At 62.3% G+C, this 16,889-nt stretch carries 19 protein-coding genes and 1 tRNA gene; 10 read left to right on the plus strand and 10 right to left on the minus strand.

What is annotated here, in order from left to right:
- The first annotated feature begins 251 nt into the window (after positions 1-251).
- Positions 252-1,052, plus strand: a complete 801-nt coding sequence (locus EOW68_RS06305; RefSeq protein ID WP_128224460.1) for an SWIM zinc finger family protein — start codon at positions 252-254, stop codon at positions 1,050-1,052.
- Between the two features lie 50 nt (positions 1,053-1,102).
- Here the strand turns inward: EOW68_RS06305 and EOW68_RS06310 are convergent, their stop codons facing one another.
- From EOW68_RS06310 to EOW68_RS06325, 5 genes are all read right to left on the minus strand, one after another.
- Positions 1,103-2,533 carry an ATP-binding protein gene (locus EOW68_RS06310; protein ID WP_128224312.1) on the minus strand — a complete coding sequence of 477 codons (1,431 nt, stop codon included), beginning with the start codon at positions 2,531-2,533 and terminating at the stop codon, positions 1,103-1,105.
- Between the two features lie 425 nt (positions 2,534-2,958).
- Positions 2,959-3,032: transfer RNA gene (locus EOW68_RS06315), tRNA-Phe, on the minus strand.
- Between the two features lie 67 nt (positions 3,033-3,099).
- Entirely contained in the window at positions 3,100-3,240 is a 141-nt protein-coding gene (locus tag EOW68_RS18545; RefSeq protein ID WP_431358777.1) for a hypothetical protein, read from the minus strand.
- Positions 3,241-3,282: 42 nt separating this feature from the next.
- A complete protein-coding gene (locus tag EOW68_RS06320; protein WP_128224313.1) occupies positions 3,283-4,056 on the minus strand; it encodes a creatininase family protein in 774 nt (257 codons plus the stop codon).
- 225 nt (positions 4,057-4,281) lie between these two features.
- Positions 4,282-4,548: a thioredoxin family protein gene (locus EOW68_RS06325; protein WP_128224314.1), complete on the minus strand. Its 267-nt coding sequence runs from the start codon at positions 4,546-4,548 to the stop codon at positions 4,282-4,284.
- A 177-nt stretch (positions 4,549-4,725) separates the two neighbouring features.
- Between EOW68_RS06325 and EOW68_RS06330 the strand changes: the two genes are divergently transcribed.
- Positions 4,726-5,289 carry a DUF3784 domain-containing protein gene (locus EOW68_RS06330; protein ID WP_128224315.1) on the plus strand — a complete coding sequence of 188 codons (564 nt, stop codon included), beginning with the start codon at positions 4,726-4,728 and terminating at the stop codon, positions 5,287-5,289.
- A 13-nt stretch (positions 5,290-5,302) separates the two neighbouring features.
- Here EOW68_RS06330 and EOW68_RS06335 read toward each other — a convergent pair whose 3' ends face one another.
- Positions 5,303-5,716, minus strand: coding sequence for an Lrp/AsnC family transcriptional regulator (locus tag EOW68_RS06335; RefSeq protein WP_128224316.1), 414 nt, complete (start codon positions 5,714-5,716; stop codon positions 5,303-5,305).
- Between the two features lie 102 nt (positions 5,717-5,818).
- On the opposite strand from EOW68_RS06335, the gene carA reads away from it, so the two are divergent.
- The 4 genes from carA to EOW68_RS06355 are packed head-to-tail and all read left to right on the plus strand — an operon-like array spanning position 5,819 to position 9,527.
- Entirely contained in the window at positions 5,819-6,865 is a 1,047-nt protein-coding gene (gene carA / locus EOW68_RS06340; protein ID WP_128224317.1) for a glutamine-hydrolyzing carbamoyl-phosphate synthase small subunit, read from the plus strand.
- Between the two features lie 45 nt (positions 6,866-6,910).
- A complete protein-coding gene (hemC, locus tag EOW68_RS06345; RefSeq protein WP_128224318.1) occupies positions 6,911-8,041 on the plus strand; it encodes a hydroxymethylbilane synthase in 1,131 nt (376 codons plus the stop codon).
- Positions 8,038-8,805 carry a uroporphyrinogen-III C-methyltransferase gene (cobA, locus tag EOW68_RS06350; RefSeq protein WP_128224319.1) on the plus strand — a complete coding sequence of 256 codons (768 nt, stop codon included), beginning with the start codon at positions 8,038-8,040 and terminating at the stop codon, positions 8,803-8,805. The genes hemC and cobA overlap by 4 nt, the downstream gene beginning before the upstream one ends.
- Positions 8,802-9,527, plus strand: a complete 726-nt coding sequence (locus EOW68_RS06355; protein ID WP_128224320.1) for a uroporphyrinogen-III synthase — start codon at positions 8,802-8,804, stop codon at positions 9,525-9,527. The genes cobA and EOW68_RS06355 overlap by 4 nt, the downstream gene beginning before the upstream one ends.
- A gap of 38 nt (positions 9,528-9,565) precedes the next feature.
- Here the strand turns inward: EOW68_RS06355 and EOW68_RS06360 are convergent, their stop codons facing one another.
- Positions 9,566-10,618, minus strand: a complete 1,053-nt coding sequence (locus tag EOW68_RS06360; RefSeq protein WP_128224321.1) for an anthranilate phosphoribosyltransferase — start codon at positions 10,616-10,618, stop codon at positions 9,566-9,568.
- A gap of 120 nt (positions 10,619-10,738) precedes the next feature.
- Between EOW68_RS06360 and EOW68_RS06365 the strand changes: the two genes are divergently transcribed.
- Positions 10,739-11,329, plus strand: a complete 591-nt coding sequence (locus EOW68_RS06365; RefSeq protein ID WP_128224322.1) for a HalX domain-containing protein — start codon at positions 10,739-10,741, stop codon at positions 11,327-11,329.
- A 47-nt stretch (positions 11,330-11,376) separates the two neighbouring features.
- The gene (locus EOW68_RS06370; RefSeq protein ID WP_128224323.1) at positions 11,377-12,723 is read left to right on the plus strand and encodes a DEAD/DEAH box helicase; all 1,347 of its coding nucleotides are present in this window, start codon (positions 11,377-11,379) and stop codon (positions 12,721-12,723) included.
- A gap of 33 nt (positions 12,724-12,756) precedes the next feature.
- Here EOW68_RS06370 and EOW68_RS06375 read toward each other — a convergent pair whose 3' ends face one another.
- Positions 12,757-13,380: a MaoC family dehydratase gene (locus EOW68_RS06375; RefSeq protein ID WP_128224324.1), complete on the minus strand. Its 624-nt coding sequence runs from the start codon at positions 13,378-13,380 to the stop codon at positions 12,757-12,759.
- Positions 13,381-13,514: 134 nt separating this feature from the next.
- On the opposite strand from EOW68_RS06375, the gene EOW68_RS06380 reads away from it, so the two are divergent.
- Together EOW68_RS06380 and EOW68_RS06385 are read left to right on the plus strand one after the other, a co-directional pair.
- Positions 13,515-13,895 carry a hypothetical protein gene (locus EOW68_RS06380; RefSeq protein ID WP_431358778.1) on the plus strand — a complete coding sequence of 127 codons (381 nt, stop codon included), beginning with the start codon at positions 13,515-13,517 and terminating at the stop codon, positions 13,893-13,895.
- Positions 13,896-13,936: 41 nt separating this feature from the next.
- Positions 13,937-15,433: a DUF790 family protein gene (locus EOW68_RS06385; protein ID WP_128224325.1), complete on the plus strand. Its 1,497-nt coding sequence runs from the start codon at positions 13,937-13,939 to the stop codon at positions 15,431-15,433.
- A 2-nt stretch (positions 15,434-15,435) separates the two neighbouring features.
- Here EOW68_RS06385 and EOW68_RS06390 read toward each other — a convergent pair whose 3' ends face one another.
- Positions 15,436-15,948, minus strand: a complete 513-nt coding sequence (locus tag EOW68_RS06390) for a DUF7122 family protein (RefSeq protein WP_128224326.1) — start codon at positions 15,946-15,948, stop codon at positions 15,436-15,438.
- The gene (locus EOW68_RS06395) at positions 15,948-16,874 is read right to left on the minus strand and encodes an RsmB/NOP family class I SAM-dependent RNA methyltransferase (protein ID WP_128224327.1); all 927 of its coding nucleotides are present in this window, start codon (positions 16,872-16,874) and stop codon (positions 15,948-15,950) included. The genes EOW68_RS06390 and EOW68_RS06395 overlap by 1 nt, the downstream gene beginning before the upstream one ends.
- Between the last annotated feature and the right edge of the window lie 15 nt (positions 16,875-16,889).

Raw genomic sequence — 16,889 nt, forward strand, 5'->3', positions numbered from 1 at the left:
CAGCATTTGGACCGTTTATCACTCTCAGTTATTCGTTTCCAGTAACCCATACTTTTGTTTATATAAATTTACTAATAATTAAAAAGAAGTCAAGAATGGTCTCCCAGTCATTCGGTTTCTCGTCACAGACTAGCCCACCTGACAGACAACCATTACTCGTGCTGGTGCATAAATTGGGGAACACATAGCGACGACCAACAGTTGTCGAGTGAATCGGAAACGGTTCGACTGTGAGTGGCATACTCGTGAGCATGAACATCGACGAGGCGACGATCCAGAGGCGGTGTCCCGACGCCGTCTTCGAGCGCGGTGTGAACTACCGCGACGAGGGACGCATCCAGCGCCTCGACCGATTCGACGATCTAGTTACGGCGACAGTCCAGGGGTCGAACTTGTACGACGTGACTGTCGAATTCGACGAGGAGGACCTCGAAACGCGGTGTACCTGTCCGTACGACGGGAGCGGCGACTGCAAGCACGTCGTCGCCGTATTACTGGATGTCGCCGCGAGCCCACCACGAGACGAAAGTGAGGACATCGAGACAGTCCTCGCAGACGTCTCAGCCGAGGAGCTACAAGCGTTCGTCCGCGAAGCCCTCGCCGAGAATGCGGAGCTGCGCGACCGGTTTCTCGCACGTTTCGGCGATGACCACAAATCGGTTGGCGAGTACCGCGAGGAAATAGGCCAACTGTTCGAGGCACACGCTGACCCGGTCGTGTTCGAGGCTATCGACTTCTCGCGGTTTTTCAAGGTTGCCGAGCGGTACCGCGACCGCGATCGGTCTCTCGGGGCTGCCGCTGTCTACCGGGCAATCTTCGAGGAGGTCGACGAAAGATCTAACATAGTCGACGGTGCCTACGATCACTACGCCCGGACCATCCAGCGGGCACTCGATGGCTACGTGGAGTGTGTCCTCGCGACCGATCCGGATCCCGAGGCGTTCGACACGTACGCCGGCGTGCTAGAGGCGCGAGCTACGACGGAGCCACGAATCAACGATGACCAGTTCTGGCGCGCGCTCAACGACCTCGAAGATCGATACAATACCTGATGCCACACGACATCACACCGCTGCCGAGCACACTTGCGGACACTTCGTTGTCACCCATCGATACCGCCCGGCACGATGTCGCTGGGTGTGAACAGTAACACGTCGTCACGTTCCGCAGCCACCTGTTGCAGGCCATCGGAAAACCCGGAGCGACAGAAACAACAGTACTGCTCCGTCCCATCGCTTTCGTTGGATGGCGTCCACTGGACCTCCGATGCTGTCCGTTCGAGGTCGGCCAGGTCGCCTTCGGTCATCTCTCGGCTGGTGTACTTGCACTCTCCTGCGGCGAGTGTCCCGTCGCTCGCGAGCCCCACGACATCGAGTTCGTGCTGCTTGTGCCACCAGTAGCCGATGCCATGGTACGTCTTTGGAATCAGCGATGGGAGCACATTCTGACAGACGCGCTCGAACATCGTCCCCATGTAGTCGGTGAAGGTCGGTTCGACCATTTGCTCGTAGGCGTCGTCGCCGAGCTGGACGAGTTCTCCCTGCTGGCCGTAGACGTACCGGAACCAGAACCGGAACAGCGGTTCCTTCAGCCGGTAGCGACTCTTCCGCGTCGAGTTGGGATCGGCGGTCACGGGTATGTCCCGTTCGACGAGCCTGAGACGCCGGAGCTTCGAGAGGTACGAACCCAGCGCGTTGGAGTCGACACCAGCGAACCCGGCGATCTCGTTTGCCGCGCGTTTCCCGGTCGCGATCGCCCGAAGAATCGTGTAGTACGTCTGTGGCTCGCGGATACCGAACTCGGTCCGTAAGAGGAACTCCGGTTCGTTGTGGAGGACGCCGTGCTCCGAGAGTACCTGCGACTGGACGTTCTCGGCCAGCGAGCGGGACGGGTCGAGTGCCTGGAGATAGTACGGCGTCCCGCCGAAGACACTCCAGACCTGGATGACCTCGTCCGGGTCGTCACCGGGGTAGAACTGCTGTGCATCCGTGAGATCGAGTGGTGGCAGGTCGATGGTCGCCGTCCGGCGGCCGTACAGCGGACTCCCTCCGCTGAGAACCGTGTCTTCCATGATGCTGATCGACGACCCGACGAGCACGAGTGTCGTCTCCGTCTCCTCAAGATGCGTGTCCCAGACGCGCTGTATCTTCGACGGGAGCGCATCGTCCGATTCGACGAGATAGGGGAACTCGTCCAGGACGACGATTGCGTCTTCGCGACCGAGTGCCCGGAGCAGGGCTTCCCAGTCGCGCTGGATGTCCGCCAGTAATGGAACCGTCTCGCTGGCCGTGTCGACGAAGTTAGCGAGTTGTGCGGCCGCGGTCTCCTCGGTTGCCTGCCAGTATATCGCATTCTCCCGGTCCCGAACTGCTTCGCGCACGAGCGCACTCTTGCCGAGTCGTCGTCGTCCGTAGATGACGAGCAGTTCGGCACTGTCGCTCTCGAACCGCGAATTCAGCAATTCGAGTTCGTCCTCGCGATCGACGAAACGCTGGGTGGTCCTAACCCCTGTTCCACCCCCAACGACTGTTATACTTCTGATTATCTTAATCGTGATTTTACTAACTGAGATTTTATAACTCGGGTTGAGCAGTCCCGGCGCCCACCGTCGAGAGAACAGTCACGGTATCGGTTCGATAAGAGAATGTGACTCGTCTGGTTCAATTCCGGTTCAAGCATACCGCGGCGAGCGAAGCGAGTCGCGGTTTCACCGGACGCGACCGCAGGGAGCGTCCGGCAGTTTTTCACCTAGTTTTTGCGACTGAGTGGTTCACGAGCGGAGCGAGCGAACCCGAAGGAGTAAAAAGAGGTATGCCGCCTCCCGGATTGTGAACCACGCCCGAGACGTTCCTGCTCGCTTCGCTGCGCGGGCTGCGTCTCGTCTGGTTCAAATCGCGGTCGGCGTCGTTTCTTCGAACTGCGACCGCTCGCTACGCTCCCGGTCTTGTTCTCAGAATATGCCGCCTCCCGGATTTGAACCGGGGACAGCTCGATCTTCAGTCGAGTGCTCTCCCAGTCTGAGCTAAGGCGGCCTGCACTCACCTCTCTTGTGAGGTACAAAAAAAGAATTACGATTACGCGGCCATCCTGTGATCCAGTCTAGAGTCGCTGAATATGTCCGGCGACGACGGCCGAAAACCCCATCGGAACGATCGCTGCGATCCCGAAAAAGAAGACGAACATCGTATTCAGGGCTAGCAGGGTGGTATAGGCGATCAGTTTCTGTCCCAGCGAGATCATAGGCCCCTGTTTTTTGCCACGATGGTATGTATCTTGCCCTGATCAGTCGACGTGGTCTCTCGGCATCAACGCGTCAAACTCCCGGGCCGACAGCCAGTCGGCGAGATCGACCAGCTGCTCCGTCGCAGCCTCGAACAGCTGCTGGCCCTTCTCGGCTGTCGCATCGGTCTGATCCCCGAGGACACCGTTGTCGGTGTTGTCGATCGCGTCGTAAAACGTTCGCGCGCCGTGCATCCGCACGTCGTCCATCTCCCAGTCGGTCAGCCCGCCGTCCCGGGCTGTCTCTAGCTTGTCTTCCCGCACCAGCTCCGGTGCAATGTGTTGGATCATCGCCGTCTCTTTCGGGCCGCCGTGGGGCCCGTTCGTCTCGAAGAGGTCGTCGACCAGCTCCGGGATGCTCTCGTCCCACATCCACTCGATCGCGTACAGACACTCCGAATCGCGGAGCCGCCGCCCGACCTCGCGGAGATGTTCGACGTTACCACCGTGGGCGTTGACGTAGATGACGCGGTCGATCCCGTGGTAGGCCAGGTTGCGCGTGAGACTCTCCATGTACTCCCGGAAGACCGGTGCGTCGACCCACATCGTTCCGTGGAACTGCCGGTGGTGTGGGCTGACACCGATGTTGACCGTCGGCGTACAGAGATAACCACTCCGGTCGGCCGCTTCCCGCGCCAGGGACTCGGCGATCAGGTGATCCGTCGCCTCGGGGAGATGCGGACCGTGCTGCTCTGTCGATCCGACAGGAACGAACGCGAGTGATTCCGACTCGAAGTACGACCCAAGCTCCGGCCAACGCTGGTCGGCGAGATACATACTCCAGCTATTGGGCGAGAGTGTCTTATAGTGATTGTTGCGGTTATTTTCGTGACCGAGTCACGGATATCGACGTGTCACGGCGTGTAACACAGAATTTGCGTCGCTAGAGCGGTACAGACTCGCAACAATCACTATTAGTCCCCGTGGATCGGCTGTCGTCGTCAGGTCACTGCGTTGCCACTGCTGCGGATCGGGTCGGCAGTCGACAAAAGCAGTGCGTCGTTATGCGCCAGCGGATTCGAGTGCGTCTTCGAGGTCGCCAGCCTGCGTAACGCCGACAAATCGCTCGACGATACCGTCGTCGTTCTCGATGATCAGCGTCGGAAGCGAACGGACCTGGTACTCGTTTGCGATATCCTGCTCCTCGTCGACGTCGATTTTTTCGAACGAGACACTCTCCCACTCCTCTTCTAACTCCTCGAGAATCGGATCCTGTGTCTTGCACGGCCCACACCAGTCCGCGTAGAAATCTTTCAGTGTAACACTCATGGATTCTTTACAGAGTAGCCTTCCGAATCTGATAAGCGTTTTTGTCCAGTGTACGGGGCCGACACAACCACATCTGTTGACAGTTCCGATCGACGCGTACGTTTGTAAATATATAACACCCGTATCTATATATCATAATGAAAAAGTATATGTATCAATTCATGAAATAATGTCTGTATGTTCACCCCCTTCGATTCACCCGAGACAACAGTACTAGGGGGCACGCTCGTCGTCCTGGGATATCTCCTCGCTGTTCACGGCTGGACGTTCCTCGTCGCCGGCTACGGCGAGGACACCGACATTCCACAGGCTGTCGTGGCCGACCAGATCGGCCGGTTCGCACTGGTCGTCGGCACGGCGACGATCGGATTCGGTGCCCTCACGTCAAGTGAGAGCTACGGCTTCGGCTGGCAGGGGATCGTCTTCGGTGCGACCGTCCTCCTCGCGACAGTCGGGCTCACCTACCGGCTCAACACCTCCGAAGAATCGGGGCCGTCGATCCCCGAGCCGGCCGATCAGCCGGCGGGTTCGCCCGAACCGCCGACCCACGAGCGAGCCACCGCCCAACCGTCGGCCGACTCACAGCCGGCCCGGCCGGTCGAAGAACCCACGGCTGGTACTGTCGAGTTGTCGGCAACGCCGGTCAGCCAACCAGCTCGGACGCCAGCCGAGAGCGCGACAGAATCCGCCGTCGAGGATCCGTCCCAGGCCGAAAAGCAGCCGGTCGAAATCTCGAACTGATCGCACGATCTGATTAGCCGAGCCACTCGTCGAGAATCAGCCGTGTTTTCGTATTCACTACCTCGTCGAGTTCGCGCGCTCGCGAAATGAGCTGGTTGAGATCGGTCGTATCGGCCGCGTCGACGACCATGATGATGTCGTCCTCGCCGGAGACCTGCCAGACGAAATCGACCCGCTCCCACTCGGCCATCTCTTCGGTGAGATCGCCGGTGTGGACATCGACGTCGACGCTGATCTCGATCATCCCCTTGACGTTACCCGTCCGCGTCGAGATCGTGAACCGCTCGATCACGCCGGAGTCGATCATCCCCTCGACGCGGTTACGGATCGTTCCCTCGGAGGTGCCGACCTGATCTGCGATCTCCGTGTACGGCGTCCGGGCGTCCCGCCGGAGGATGTCGAGTATTTCGCGGTCGAGGTCGTCCATCGAGATCTGTACCTTTCCCGGGGTCGTACTTGAACGCTACGAATTTCGTAACTCATCTTCGAAAGCAACGCTTATCTGCGGTACTTTCATACGCATCTCGTAATGACTGACGCCTACGTCGCCATCGAAGGCGAACGCATCATCGAGGCGCGTGCTCGCTCGCCCGGCACCACCCGCGGCGAACTGGTATTTACGACTGCCTATACGGGCTACGAGGAGAGCCTGACCGACCCCAGCTACGAGGAGCAGTTGCTCACCTTCTCGTACCCGCTGATCGGCAACTACGGCGTCCGGGAGGAGCGATTCGAGTCCGACCGCGTCCACCCACGCGGCGTGCTCGCCCGCGAACTGACCGAGGACGTCGCGGAGTGGCTCACCGAGGAAGGCGTCCCGGCCGTCGACCACCTCGACACCCGCGAGATCGTCACCGAGATCCGCGACGAGGGTGCGATGAAGTGTGGGATCGCCGCCGGGCCGGACGTCACCGAGGAGGACGCACTCGCCGAACTCGAAAAATGTGTCCACATGTCCGAGCACACCGATATCGGCTCGCAGGTCTCCGTCCGGGAGGCGACGGTCCACAACGAGGACGGCTCGGGGCCGGACGTCGCCCTGATCGACTGCGGCGCGAAAGGCTCGATCATCTCCTCGCTGATCGAACGTGATGCAGTCGTCCACCAGCTGCCCTACGACGCGACCGAGGAAGAAGTCGAGGCCGTCGACCCCGACGTGCTGTTCATCTCGAACGGCCCGGGCGATCCGAAGAACTTCGAACAGGCCGGCGAAATCGTCGAGAAGTACGCCGGCGAACTCCCGCTGGCGGGTATCTGTCTCGGCCAGCAGGTCGTCGCAAACGCACTCGGCGGTCGCACCACGAAGATGGAGTTTGGCCACCGCGGTGTCAACCAGCCGGTCCGTGATCTCCGGACCGACCAGGTCGTGATGACGACACAGAACCACGGCTACACGGTCGCCGATCCGGGTGACAAACTCGACGTGACGCAGGTCAACGTCAACGACGAGACGCCGGAAGGGCTGGACAACGACGAGCTGGGCATCATCACTCGCCAGTACCACCCCGAAGCGAACCCGGGGCCACACGACTCGCTTTCCTTCTTCGACGACGTCGTCGAACTCGTCGAGGAGTAAGCGCCAACAGATGGGCTTTTCACCACCCACCGTCGAGAAAGGATAATGAGTGAACGTGGGACCCAGATCCGACTCGCCACACGCGGCTCGGATCTCGCGCGCTGGCAGGCGGCACTGATCGAAGAGCAACTGAGCCAGCGCCGGCTGTCGGTCGAACTCGTCGAAGTCGAGACCACTGGTGACCAGATCCAGGACGAACTCATCCACGAACTGGGCACGACTGGAGCCTTTGTCCGGAGTCTCGACCAGAAAGTGCTCGACGGCGAGGTCGACGCTGCGGTCCACTCGATGAAGGATATGCCGACAGACCAGCCCGACGACCTCGTCGTCGCCGGGATTCCGGAACGTGCGAGCGCGGGTGACGTCCTCGTCACGCCGGACGGCACGAACCTGGAACACCTCCCGCCGGGCGCGACGATCGGGACCTCCAGTCTCCGGCGTGGGGCCCAGATTCTCGCCGAACGACCGGAACTGGAGATCGAACCACTCCGTGGGAACGTGGATACACGCGTCGAGAAACTGCTCGCCCCCTCGCTACAGGCTGAACACGAACGCCGCCTGGACGACGAGGAGACCGATATGGGAGAGTACGACTCGGCGAACAACGACGAAAAGAGTGACGACTCCGAGTACGACCAGACCGCCCAGGAGTGGTTCGATGGCCTCTCCGAGATCGAACGTCAGGCACTCGGCCGGGAGGTCGAGACGGAGTACGACGCGATCTGTCTGGCCGAGGCTGGCCTCGAACGGAGCGGTTTGCTTCACCATCTTGCGTACCAGCGTCTGGACCCGACGCGAATCGTCCCCGCACCAGCACAGGGGACGATCGCCGTTACTGCCCTCGACGGTGATATTTCCGACCAGATCAACGAGATCGTGGATCACCCGCCGACACGGATCGAGACGACCGTCGAGCGGACGATCCTCTCCGAACTCGGTGGCGGCTGTGTCGCCCCGGTCGGTATCTACGCCCGACTCCAGGGCGAGGTCGTCAACACGGCCGTGCGCGTCCTTTCCCAGGATGGCACCGAGCAGGTCCGGGGAACACGCGAACTGTCGGTGGGCCAGCACGCCAGGGCTGCCCGCGAGTTTGCGTCCCACCTCGCCGAGCAGGGTGCGAGCGAACTGATCGAACAGGCACGGCGGGCAGAACCCGACGACGCAAAACGAGTATGAGTAACCCGGACGACACCGATACGGCGGGACGTATCTACCTCGTCGGGGCCGGCCCGGGTGACCCTGAACTGCTGACGGTGAAGGCACGGCGACTCCTCGACGAGGCGGACATCATTCTTCACGACAAACTTTCCGGCCCGGATATCCTGGCCCAGATCGACGAGGACCGACTGGAGGATGTCGGCACACGCGGCCACGGTGACACCACACCCCAATCGTACGTCAACGACCGGATGGTCGAACTCGCCCGCGAGGGCAAAGCAGTCGTCCGGCTAAAGGGCGGTGATCCGACGGTGTTCGGTCGCGGTGGCGAGGAGATGGCCCACCTCGCCGAGGCGGGCGTCCCCTTCGAGGTCGTCCCCGGCATCAGTTCGGCGATCGCAGCCTCGGAGGCCGCCGGCATCCCGGTCACCCACCGGGAGCACGCTTCGACCTTCTCGGTCGTGACAGGCCACGAGGACCCGAACAAAGCGGAGTCCGCGGTCGACTGGGAAGCACTCGCTGCGACCGGTGGCACGATCGTCGTCCTGATGGGCGTCGGTCGGCTGCCGGAGTACACGGAATCACTGACGGCAGCCGGGATGGATCCCGAGACGCCCGTCGCGCTGGTCGAACGCGCCACCTGGCCGGACCAGCAGGTCGCAACGGGGACACTCGAAACCATCGCAACGGCCGCCGAAGACGCCGGGATCGAACCGCCAGCGGTCACAGTGATCGGCGAGGTCGCGAGCACGCGCGAGGAGGTGTTGGAGTTTCTCCGATGACACGGCCGACAGTCGCAGTGTTTCGGCCGGACGACGAGCGCGCGGCGAACGCGATATCGCTTCTCGACGAACTGGGTGTCGAGCCGCTCTCCGATCCGATGCTCGCGATCGAGGCGACGGGTAATCAGCCCAGAACTGACGCCGACTACACGATTTTGACGAGCAAGACCGGTGTGGAGTTGCTCGACGCCGACTGGCAGCCCGGTGGGACACTCTGTGCAATCGGCGAGACGACCGCCGGCCAACTCCGCGAGGCTGGCTACGATGTCGATATCGTCCCGGAGGAGTACACGTCGAGTGGACTCGTCGACCGGCTCGCGGCCGAGGTCGACGGTGCGCGCGTGGAAGTGGCCCGGAGCGATCACGGCTCGGACGTGTTGCTGGACGGGCTGGAAGGGGCTGGCGCGTTCGTTCACGAGACGATCCTCTACCGCCTTACCCGCCCGGCTGGTGCGGGACGCGCTGCCGAACTGGCGGCGGCGGGCGACCTCGATGCGGTGCTATTCACCTCGACGCTCACTGTCGAGAACTTCCTCGACGCGGCCACGGAGCGCGGCCTGCGCGAGGCGACAATCGAAGAATTGAACGACGCTGTCGTCGGCGCGATCGGTCCGCCGACCGCCGAGACTGCCCGGGAACGGGGGATCGAGGTCGATCTCGTTCCCGACACAGCCGATTTCGAGGTTCTCGCTCGGCGTGCCGTCGGACTGCTCGAACGGTAGCGTGCGACAGTCGAGGTATCGAACTACTCCTGACGTGCTCAAAAGGCTCGGAGTGCGTCGAGTCGATCTGCCCCAGAGCCATCGGCGATCACCTCGCGTGCAATCGCCAGTCCCTCTTCGAGTGAGTCAGCGCCGCTCCCGGCGTAGATCCGTATCGCCGCGTTGAGTGCGATCGCGTCCGCGAACGCGTCCTCTCGCTCGCCTGCGAGCACCTCTTCGGTGATCCGTGCCGAGTCGACAGCCACGTCGTCGACGGCGAGCTGTTCGCGTTCGAAATCCATGCCGTACTGTTCGGTCTCGATCTCGTAGTCGTCGAACTCGCCGTCGTACTCCGCGACGACGGTCGAACCGGGACGGATGTCGTCGTACCCCTCCAGCCCCTGAAACATGATGACACGGGGGACGTCCTGACGCTCCATCTCGCCGAAGGTGTCGACGATACGCTTCGCGAAGGCGAGATGATAGAAACTGCCCAGGTGGACGTCCGCATTCGCCGGGTTCGCGAGCGTTTCGATGGTGTTGACGAACGTCCGGACACCCATCTCTGCCCGGCGGTCGTAGAGGTCGGTGACGCCGTGGTTGAAGTTGGGCTGGTAGTAGAAGCCGAAGCCGACCTCGTCCGTCATCGCGGTGCTATCTTCGGGGTGGAGATCCGTCCGGACGCCGAGTTCGTCGAGGACGTGTTTGTAGGCGTCGTGTTCCTGTGTCGGAATGCGGTCGCCGCTGTGGGTGACGACTGGTGTGCCCGCCGCCGCAGCGACGAGTCCGGCCCCGACACCGAGCAGTGCCGTCCGATCTTTGCCGTCGTAGTTCGCCCCACAGTCGACCGGATCGCAGTCAGGTGTTGCCGTCTCGACGCTCTCCTCGCGCATCACGTCAGTGAAGGCAGCGAGTTCCGTGGGTGTGTTTCGTTTCCAGCGGTTTGCCAGCCAGAATGCACCGAGTGTCGTTTCCCGGGGCTCGCCGGACAGGATCCGCGAAAACGCTTCGCGGGCCTGTTCACGGGTCATATCCTCCGCGGATTTGTGTCCCGAGCCGACAACGTCGGTCATCAGTCGGCGCAACGGCCAGTCACCGCTCGTATCGCTCATGCCCCCGGTAGGGGAACCGTCGTCTAAAACAGCCCGTTACCAGCGATTTTTCGTGTCAGGCACAATAATTTTTGACTACCCGGAAACCTTTTGGGTGCTGTCGCCACTAGATACGACAGAATGAGTGGTACAGAGCCAGCGACGGTTCTCGTCGTCGACGACGAGCCGGACGTTGCTGACGCCTACGCGGCCCAACTGCAGGACGAGTTCATCGTTTCGACGGCCTACGGTGGGCAGGAGGCTCTCGACAAGATCGACGATGCGGTCGACGTCGTCCTGCTCGACAGACGGATGCCCGGCATCTCGGGTGACGAAGTGCTCGCCAAGATCCGCGAACGCGAACTCCGGATCCGCGTGGCGATGGTCACCGCGGTCGATCCGGATTTCGATATCATCGAGATGCCGTTCGACGATTACGTGATCAAACCAGTCTCGCGGGAGGATCTTTTCGAGACGATCAACCGGCTTCTCAGGACCTCGGAGTACGAAGAACGGCTCCGCCGGTACTACGCACTGACAGCGAAACACGCCACGCTGATGGCGAACAAACCCGAGTCGGAGCTGGCCGAAAGCGACCAGTTCCGCCAGCTCGAATCCGAACTTGGTGGGATTCGTGACGCGCTCAACGACACGATCTCGGAGTTCGACGACGACGATTTCGCCGCTGCGTTCCGTGATCTCGACCACGAAACTAGCCCCACCTCCGAGTAACGCTGTTTTGCCGAATGGTTTTCTAACTGGCCCGCTGACTCTCCACTGTGAGTGAGCTCTCCCTCAGCTTCGATGCGGGAACGATCCGCGTCGAGGGTGCAGAGGCGATCGAGTTGCCGGCGCTCGATCTCGAATCTGATCCGCGCTCGAACACCGGCCGGCTCCCTGCCGTCCAGTACGCCCAGCTGGTCGACCGTCTCCGCGAGCAGGGTGTTTCCGTCGACGATCGCGTATTCGATCTCCCCGATCTCGATCTCGACTCGGCCTACCAGCTCCGGGAGTATCAGGAGGAGGCGCTCACTGCCTGGCGGAGGAACGACAACCGTGGGGTGCTCGAACTGCCGACCGGGAGCGGCAAGACCGTTATCGGACTCGCCGCAATCGAGGCGCTCGGGACGCCCACGCTCGTCGTCGTCCCGACGATCGATCTGCTCGACCAGTGGGGCGACGAACTCGCAGAGTCCTTCGACGTTCCGATCGGCCGCCTCGGCGGTGGAACACAGCAGATCGAGGATATCACGGTCTCGACGTACGACTCGGCGTATCTGCGAGCCGAAGATATCGGCGACCGGTTCGGACTGGTCGTCTTCGACGAGGTCCACCACCTCGGCGGCGAGGGCTACCGCGATATCGCCCGCCTGCTCGCCGCGCCGGCCCGACTCGGGCTCACCGCGACGTTCGAACGACCCGACGGCGCCGAGGAGACGGTCGCCGAACTGATCGGCGACGTCGTCTACCGACTCGATCCCGAAGAACTCGCTGGCGACTATCTCGCGGCCTACGACATCAAACGGATCGAGGTCGCCCTGACGCCCGAGGAGCGCGAAACCTACGAACAGAACCAGGAGATCTTCACCGACTATCTCGCCCAGTCGAATATCCAGTTACGTTCCGGCAGTGACTACCAGGAACTGGTCAAACGTTCCGGCACCGATCCGCAGGCACGCGAGGCGTTGCTCGCGAAACAGCGCGCACGGGACGTCATGATGAACGCCGAGCGGAAGGTCGACCGACTGACCGAGATTCTCGACCGCCATCGCGCGGACCGGATCATCGTCTTCACCGCCCACACGGATCTGGTTTACCGCCTTTCGGAGCGGTTTCTCATCCCGGCGATCACCAACGAAACGGCTGCGAGTGAGCGCCGGCGGATTCTCGACCGCTTCCGCGAGGGCACCTACTCCCGTGTCGTCACTGCGAACGTTCTCGACGAGGGGGTCGACGTGCCTGCGGCAAATGTCGCGGTCGTGCTCTCGGGGTCGGGCAGCGAACGCGAGTTCACGCAACGACTCGGCCGGATCCTTCGACCGACCGCAGACGACAGACGGGCAATTCTGTACGAACTCGTCACCGAGGAAACTGCAGAAGAACGTGTCGCACGTCGGCGGCGGTGACGACCGTTTCTCGATACCGGCACATCCGATAGATCAGTCGTCGTCCTCGGAGACGTCCTCGACGAGCACGACTGCTTCGCCATCGATTGCTGTCTTCTCACCGTCCACAACGCGTGTCTGGAGCCGATACTGGTTGTTGCCGAGATCCTCGATAATCTCGCACTCGGCGGTCACACGGTCGCCGACCCGGACCGGGTTGTGAAACTCCAGATCCTGTGAGAGATAGATGACGAGCCCGGGAATCCGTGCTAGCGCGGCGCTGATCAGCCCGCCGACGAGCGTTCCGTGGGCGATGCGGCCCTTGAATCGCGTCTCCTCGGCGAACTCGTCGTCGAGATGGAGCGGGTTCGTGTCACCGCTCGCGGCGGCGAACCGTCTGATGTCCTCGTCGCTGATCGTCTTCGTGAACTCGAAGTAGTCGCCGACTGTGAGTTCTGTGGGATCGTCCGCGCTCGTCTCCGAGTGCCACTCCGGCAGCTCCGCGGCCGGCTCGATCTGGTCGATCGACGGCTCCGCTGTAGACTCCTCACTGCCCGACGACGGAAGATTCCACGCCTGTACTGCTGCCCTGTTGACGGTCAGGGCACTCTCGACGAACTGGGTCGAGGTCTCGGCCCAGTTGTCGAGTAGGGGGTTTCCGTACCAGTTTGTGCTCATACTGTCTAATGGCATTGAATGGTATTAAATGGTATTGGTTGGTCCCACACACTGGGAACAGCTCGGCGTGTCGCTGGTCTGGCGGTCGTCGGGCGCAGGAACAGGTACATACCGATCCCTGCCGAAGAAAGAACGTGTCCGAGCATTCGCCAGAGATACCGCTGTACGAGGGACAGCAAGCCATCGAGGAGGCCTACCAGCTGGCCGAAACCGAGCAGGAGCCGTTTTTTGCCGTCGAGCGGTACGAAGAGGGGTACGCGATCACGTTCGATCTGTTGCCGGCCGGCAAACAGCTCGCGCCGACAGCACGCAAGGAGGTCCAGACCAGACTCACCCACCAGATCGAACAGATCGTCGGTGACAGCTCCCTGCCCACGACCGAGGTGAGCAAGTCAGTCAACGATTCGCTGGGGAGCGTCTCGCTTTTCGACCGCGAGGAGAGCGCCCGCCGGGTCGCCAGGGCCGTTGCACCGATCGTCCTCGACGAGGCCAACTGGGTCGACGCTTCTCGATAACTCCCGGGCTGTTTTTGAGCCTCGCGGACGGAGACTCTCCTGTGCTGACGAAGGATCTGCTCCGGCTCTCCCGGCGCGGTGGCGGCTACCAGCCACAGTTTGCCACCGACAGCGACGAATCTCTCGCGGGCCGGGTGATCGGCTGTTATCAGGGCCACGTTGGTGAGATGCGAAGCGATCTACAGGATGCGCTCACTGCCATCGAACGCGACAGCGACGATTTCAAACTCGTCCGGGGCTTTGCGAAACTGCTCGACCGGGAGGCAGCCTGGGAGACAGACGCCGCGATCGAGCCACCCCGTGCCCGCGAGGCCGCTTTCGAAGCCGCCGAGGCAGTCAATGTCGTCACGGAAACCGAGCGCGAGCAGGCACTCGAACGCGCTGCGGACAGCCTCGATTCGACTGCTGATGCGGTCGAACGCTCGCTGTACGCCGACCGAGAGCGTCGCGAGAATCTCACAGACCTGACCGTTCGCTGGACCCCTGTCGAACTGGTCGATCGGTACAATCTCTCGCTCGCCCAGACGGCGCTTTTCGATTCGACCGAGGTTCGCATCCGGAGCTCCGACCCGCGGGAACTGATCTCGGCGATCAAGTGGCACGGGCTGATGTACGAGGTCCACAGCGAGGACGGCGACTGGGAGATCGTCGTGACGGGGCCGGACTCCCTGTTCAGGTCGACCCGGCGGTACGGAACGCGGTTTGCCAAACTCCTCCGGACAGTCGCCAGCGCCGCCGAGTGGAACCTCACCGCGACTATCGACGACCGTGGGACCGAGCGGACGATGCAACTTTCGGACGACGATCCGGTCACGGTTCCCGATGCTGCCCCCGAGGTCAGCTTCGACAGCGAGGTCGAGGCGGATTTCGCGGCCCGGTTCCAGTCGCTCGATCTGGACTGGGAACTCGTCCGGGAGCCGGAACCGCTCGTCGTCGGCGAGAGTGTGATGATCCCGGATTTCGCCTTCGACTATAGATTCGCCGACTACCGGCTCTTTTTCGAGATCATGGGTTTCTGGACGCCCGAGTACGTCGAGAAGAAACTCGACCAGCTCGAAGCGGTCGACGGCGTAGAGATGCTCGTCGCCGTCGACGAGAGCCTGGGCGTGAGCGAGGAGATCGAGGCCCGGGATCACCGGGCGATCACCTACTCGGAGTCGATCCGGCTCAAAGACGTTCGCTCGGTCCTGCGGCGCTACGAGGACGATCTGGAGCGTGCATCTGTCGCCGACCTGCCCGACGAACTCGTACCGGACGCGGATACGATCTCACTGGCGGCGCTGGCTTCGGAGTACGGCGTGAGCGAGTCTGCACTCGACGATCTCTCTTTCCCCGACCACGAGCAGGTCGGACGGACACTGGTTCGGCCGAGCGTGCTGGACGACATCGGCGCCAGACTCGACGCGGGGATGTCGCTCGAAACGGCCGAGGAGATCCTGGCAGAACACGATCTGTCCGAGACCAGTGCGGTACTCGCCGAACTCGGATACCGTGTCGAGTGGGAGGGACTCGGCGGCGGGACGGTGCAGAAACGCTGACTCTAGAGCTCGCGTCGCCGGCCTTTCGGTACCATCGACCGGAGTTCGCCGTAGGTAAAGAGGCCGACACCGATCGGTTCGGGCTCGCCAGCGAGGTCGTGGGTCACGATCAGGTATCCCCAGTCGCCGTCCCAGTCGATCTCCTGATCCTCGCCGGCCATGAACTGTTTCGCTCGCCCCGCTGTGAGATGGAGTCGGTTTTTCGTGGCGTGGTGACCGAACCGCTGGACAGCCTCCAGTGTGGGTTTCCAGTGCTCCTGACGGGTTCGCAGGGCCGTCATCCCCAGCCCCTCGATATCGACAGGTGAGGTAAGATCACCGTTGAACGCCCAGATCTTCCCTGCACCGCGCTCCCAGAACGTGTACGACTCGAACACTGTCGGTTCGATGCCGAACCGCTCCTCGAACCAGTCCAGTATCTCCTGGCGAGTGGCCCGGCCCTCGACAGTTCGCTCGGCTGCGGTCGCGGGCACTCTGTCGAACTGGGTGCTGACGTTCGTGGCCTGGTCGCTCATCAGCCGGTCACCTCCAGTTTCGCACAGCAAAAGCCACCCGTGTCGTTGAGATGCGGGTAGATCCGTTTGGCGTGTGTAACGCTCTCGTCGAATGCCATCGGTTCGTCGAGGTGGTCGTCGTCCCATTCTGTGACACCGGGCGCTGCCTCCAGTCCGATCTCGAAGGGCACGACTCGGCAGTCTTCCGCTTCGAGGACGTAATCGAGGACGGCCTCGTTTTCCTCGGGTGCGAAGGTGCACGTCGAGTAGACGACGGTGCCGCCCTCGCGTGTGGCCTGGATCGCTCGCCGGAGGATGCCCTTCTGGACGCCAGCCGTGCCCTGGACCTGCTCGTAGTTCCACTCGTCGAGTACGTCGGCGTTTTTCCGGATCGTCCCCTCACACGAGCAGGGGACATCCACCAGCGCACGGTCGTAGGGTTCACTATCGAACGGTTTCAGCGAGTGGTTGCGTGCGTCCTCGACGGTGAGTGCGAGATTCGTCACGCCCAGTCGTTCGGCGTTCGAGCGCAGGGCGGAGACACGACCCATGTTGTTGTCGGTGGCGACGAGCAGGCCGCGGTCGTCCATCAGCGCCGCGAGCTGGCTCGTCTTGCTTCCCGGCGCGGCACAGGCATCCCAGACGCGTTCGCCGGGTTGCGGGTCGAGTACCGTCGCCGGCAGCGCCGAGACCTCCTCCTGGCCGTGGAGCCAGCCGTGGACGTACGGCCAGTTCGCGCCGGGCTGATCCACGGGGAGTCGCAGGAGGCCCGGCAGCCAGTCGGTCTCTTCGTATGCGATGCCTGCGTCGTCGAGTGCGACTTTTCCGCGTTCGACGGTCGTCTTGATCGTGTTGACGCGAACGGCGGAGGGGAGCGGCCGCTCACAGGCCTCGCGAAAGGCCTCGACGTCGTCGATGAGCGGCTCGTACCGTTCGAGAACGGTCATTGCCCGCCCTACTCC

It is taken from the genome of Halovenus amylolytica, assembly GCA_004015825.1.
In the GTDB taxonomy this organism is placed as follows: Archaea; Halobacteriota; Halobacteria; order Halobacteriales; family Haloarculaceae; genus Halovenus; species Halovenus amylolytica.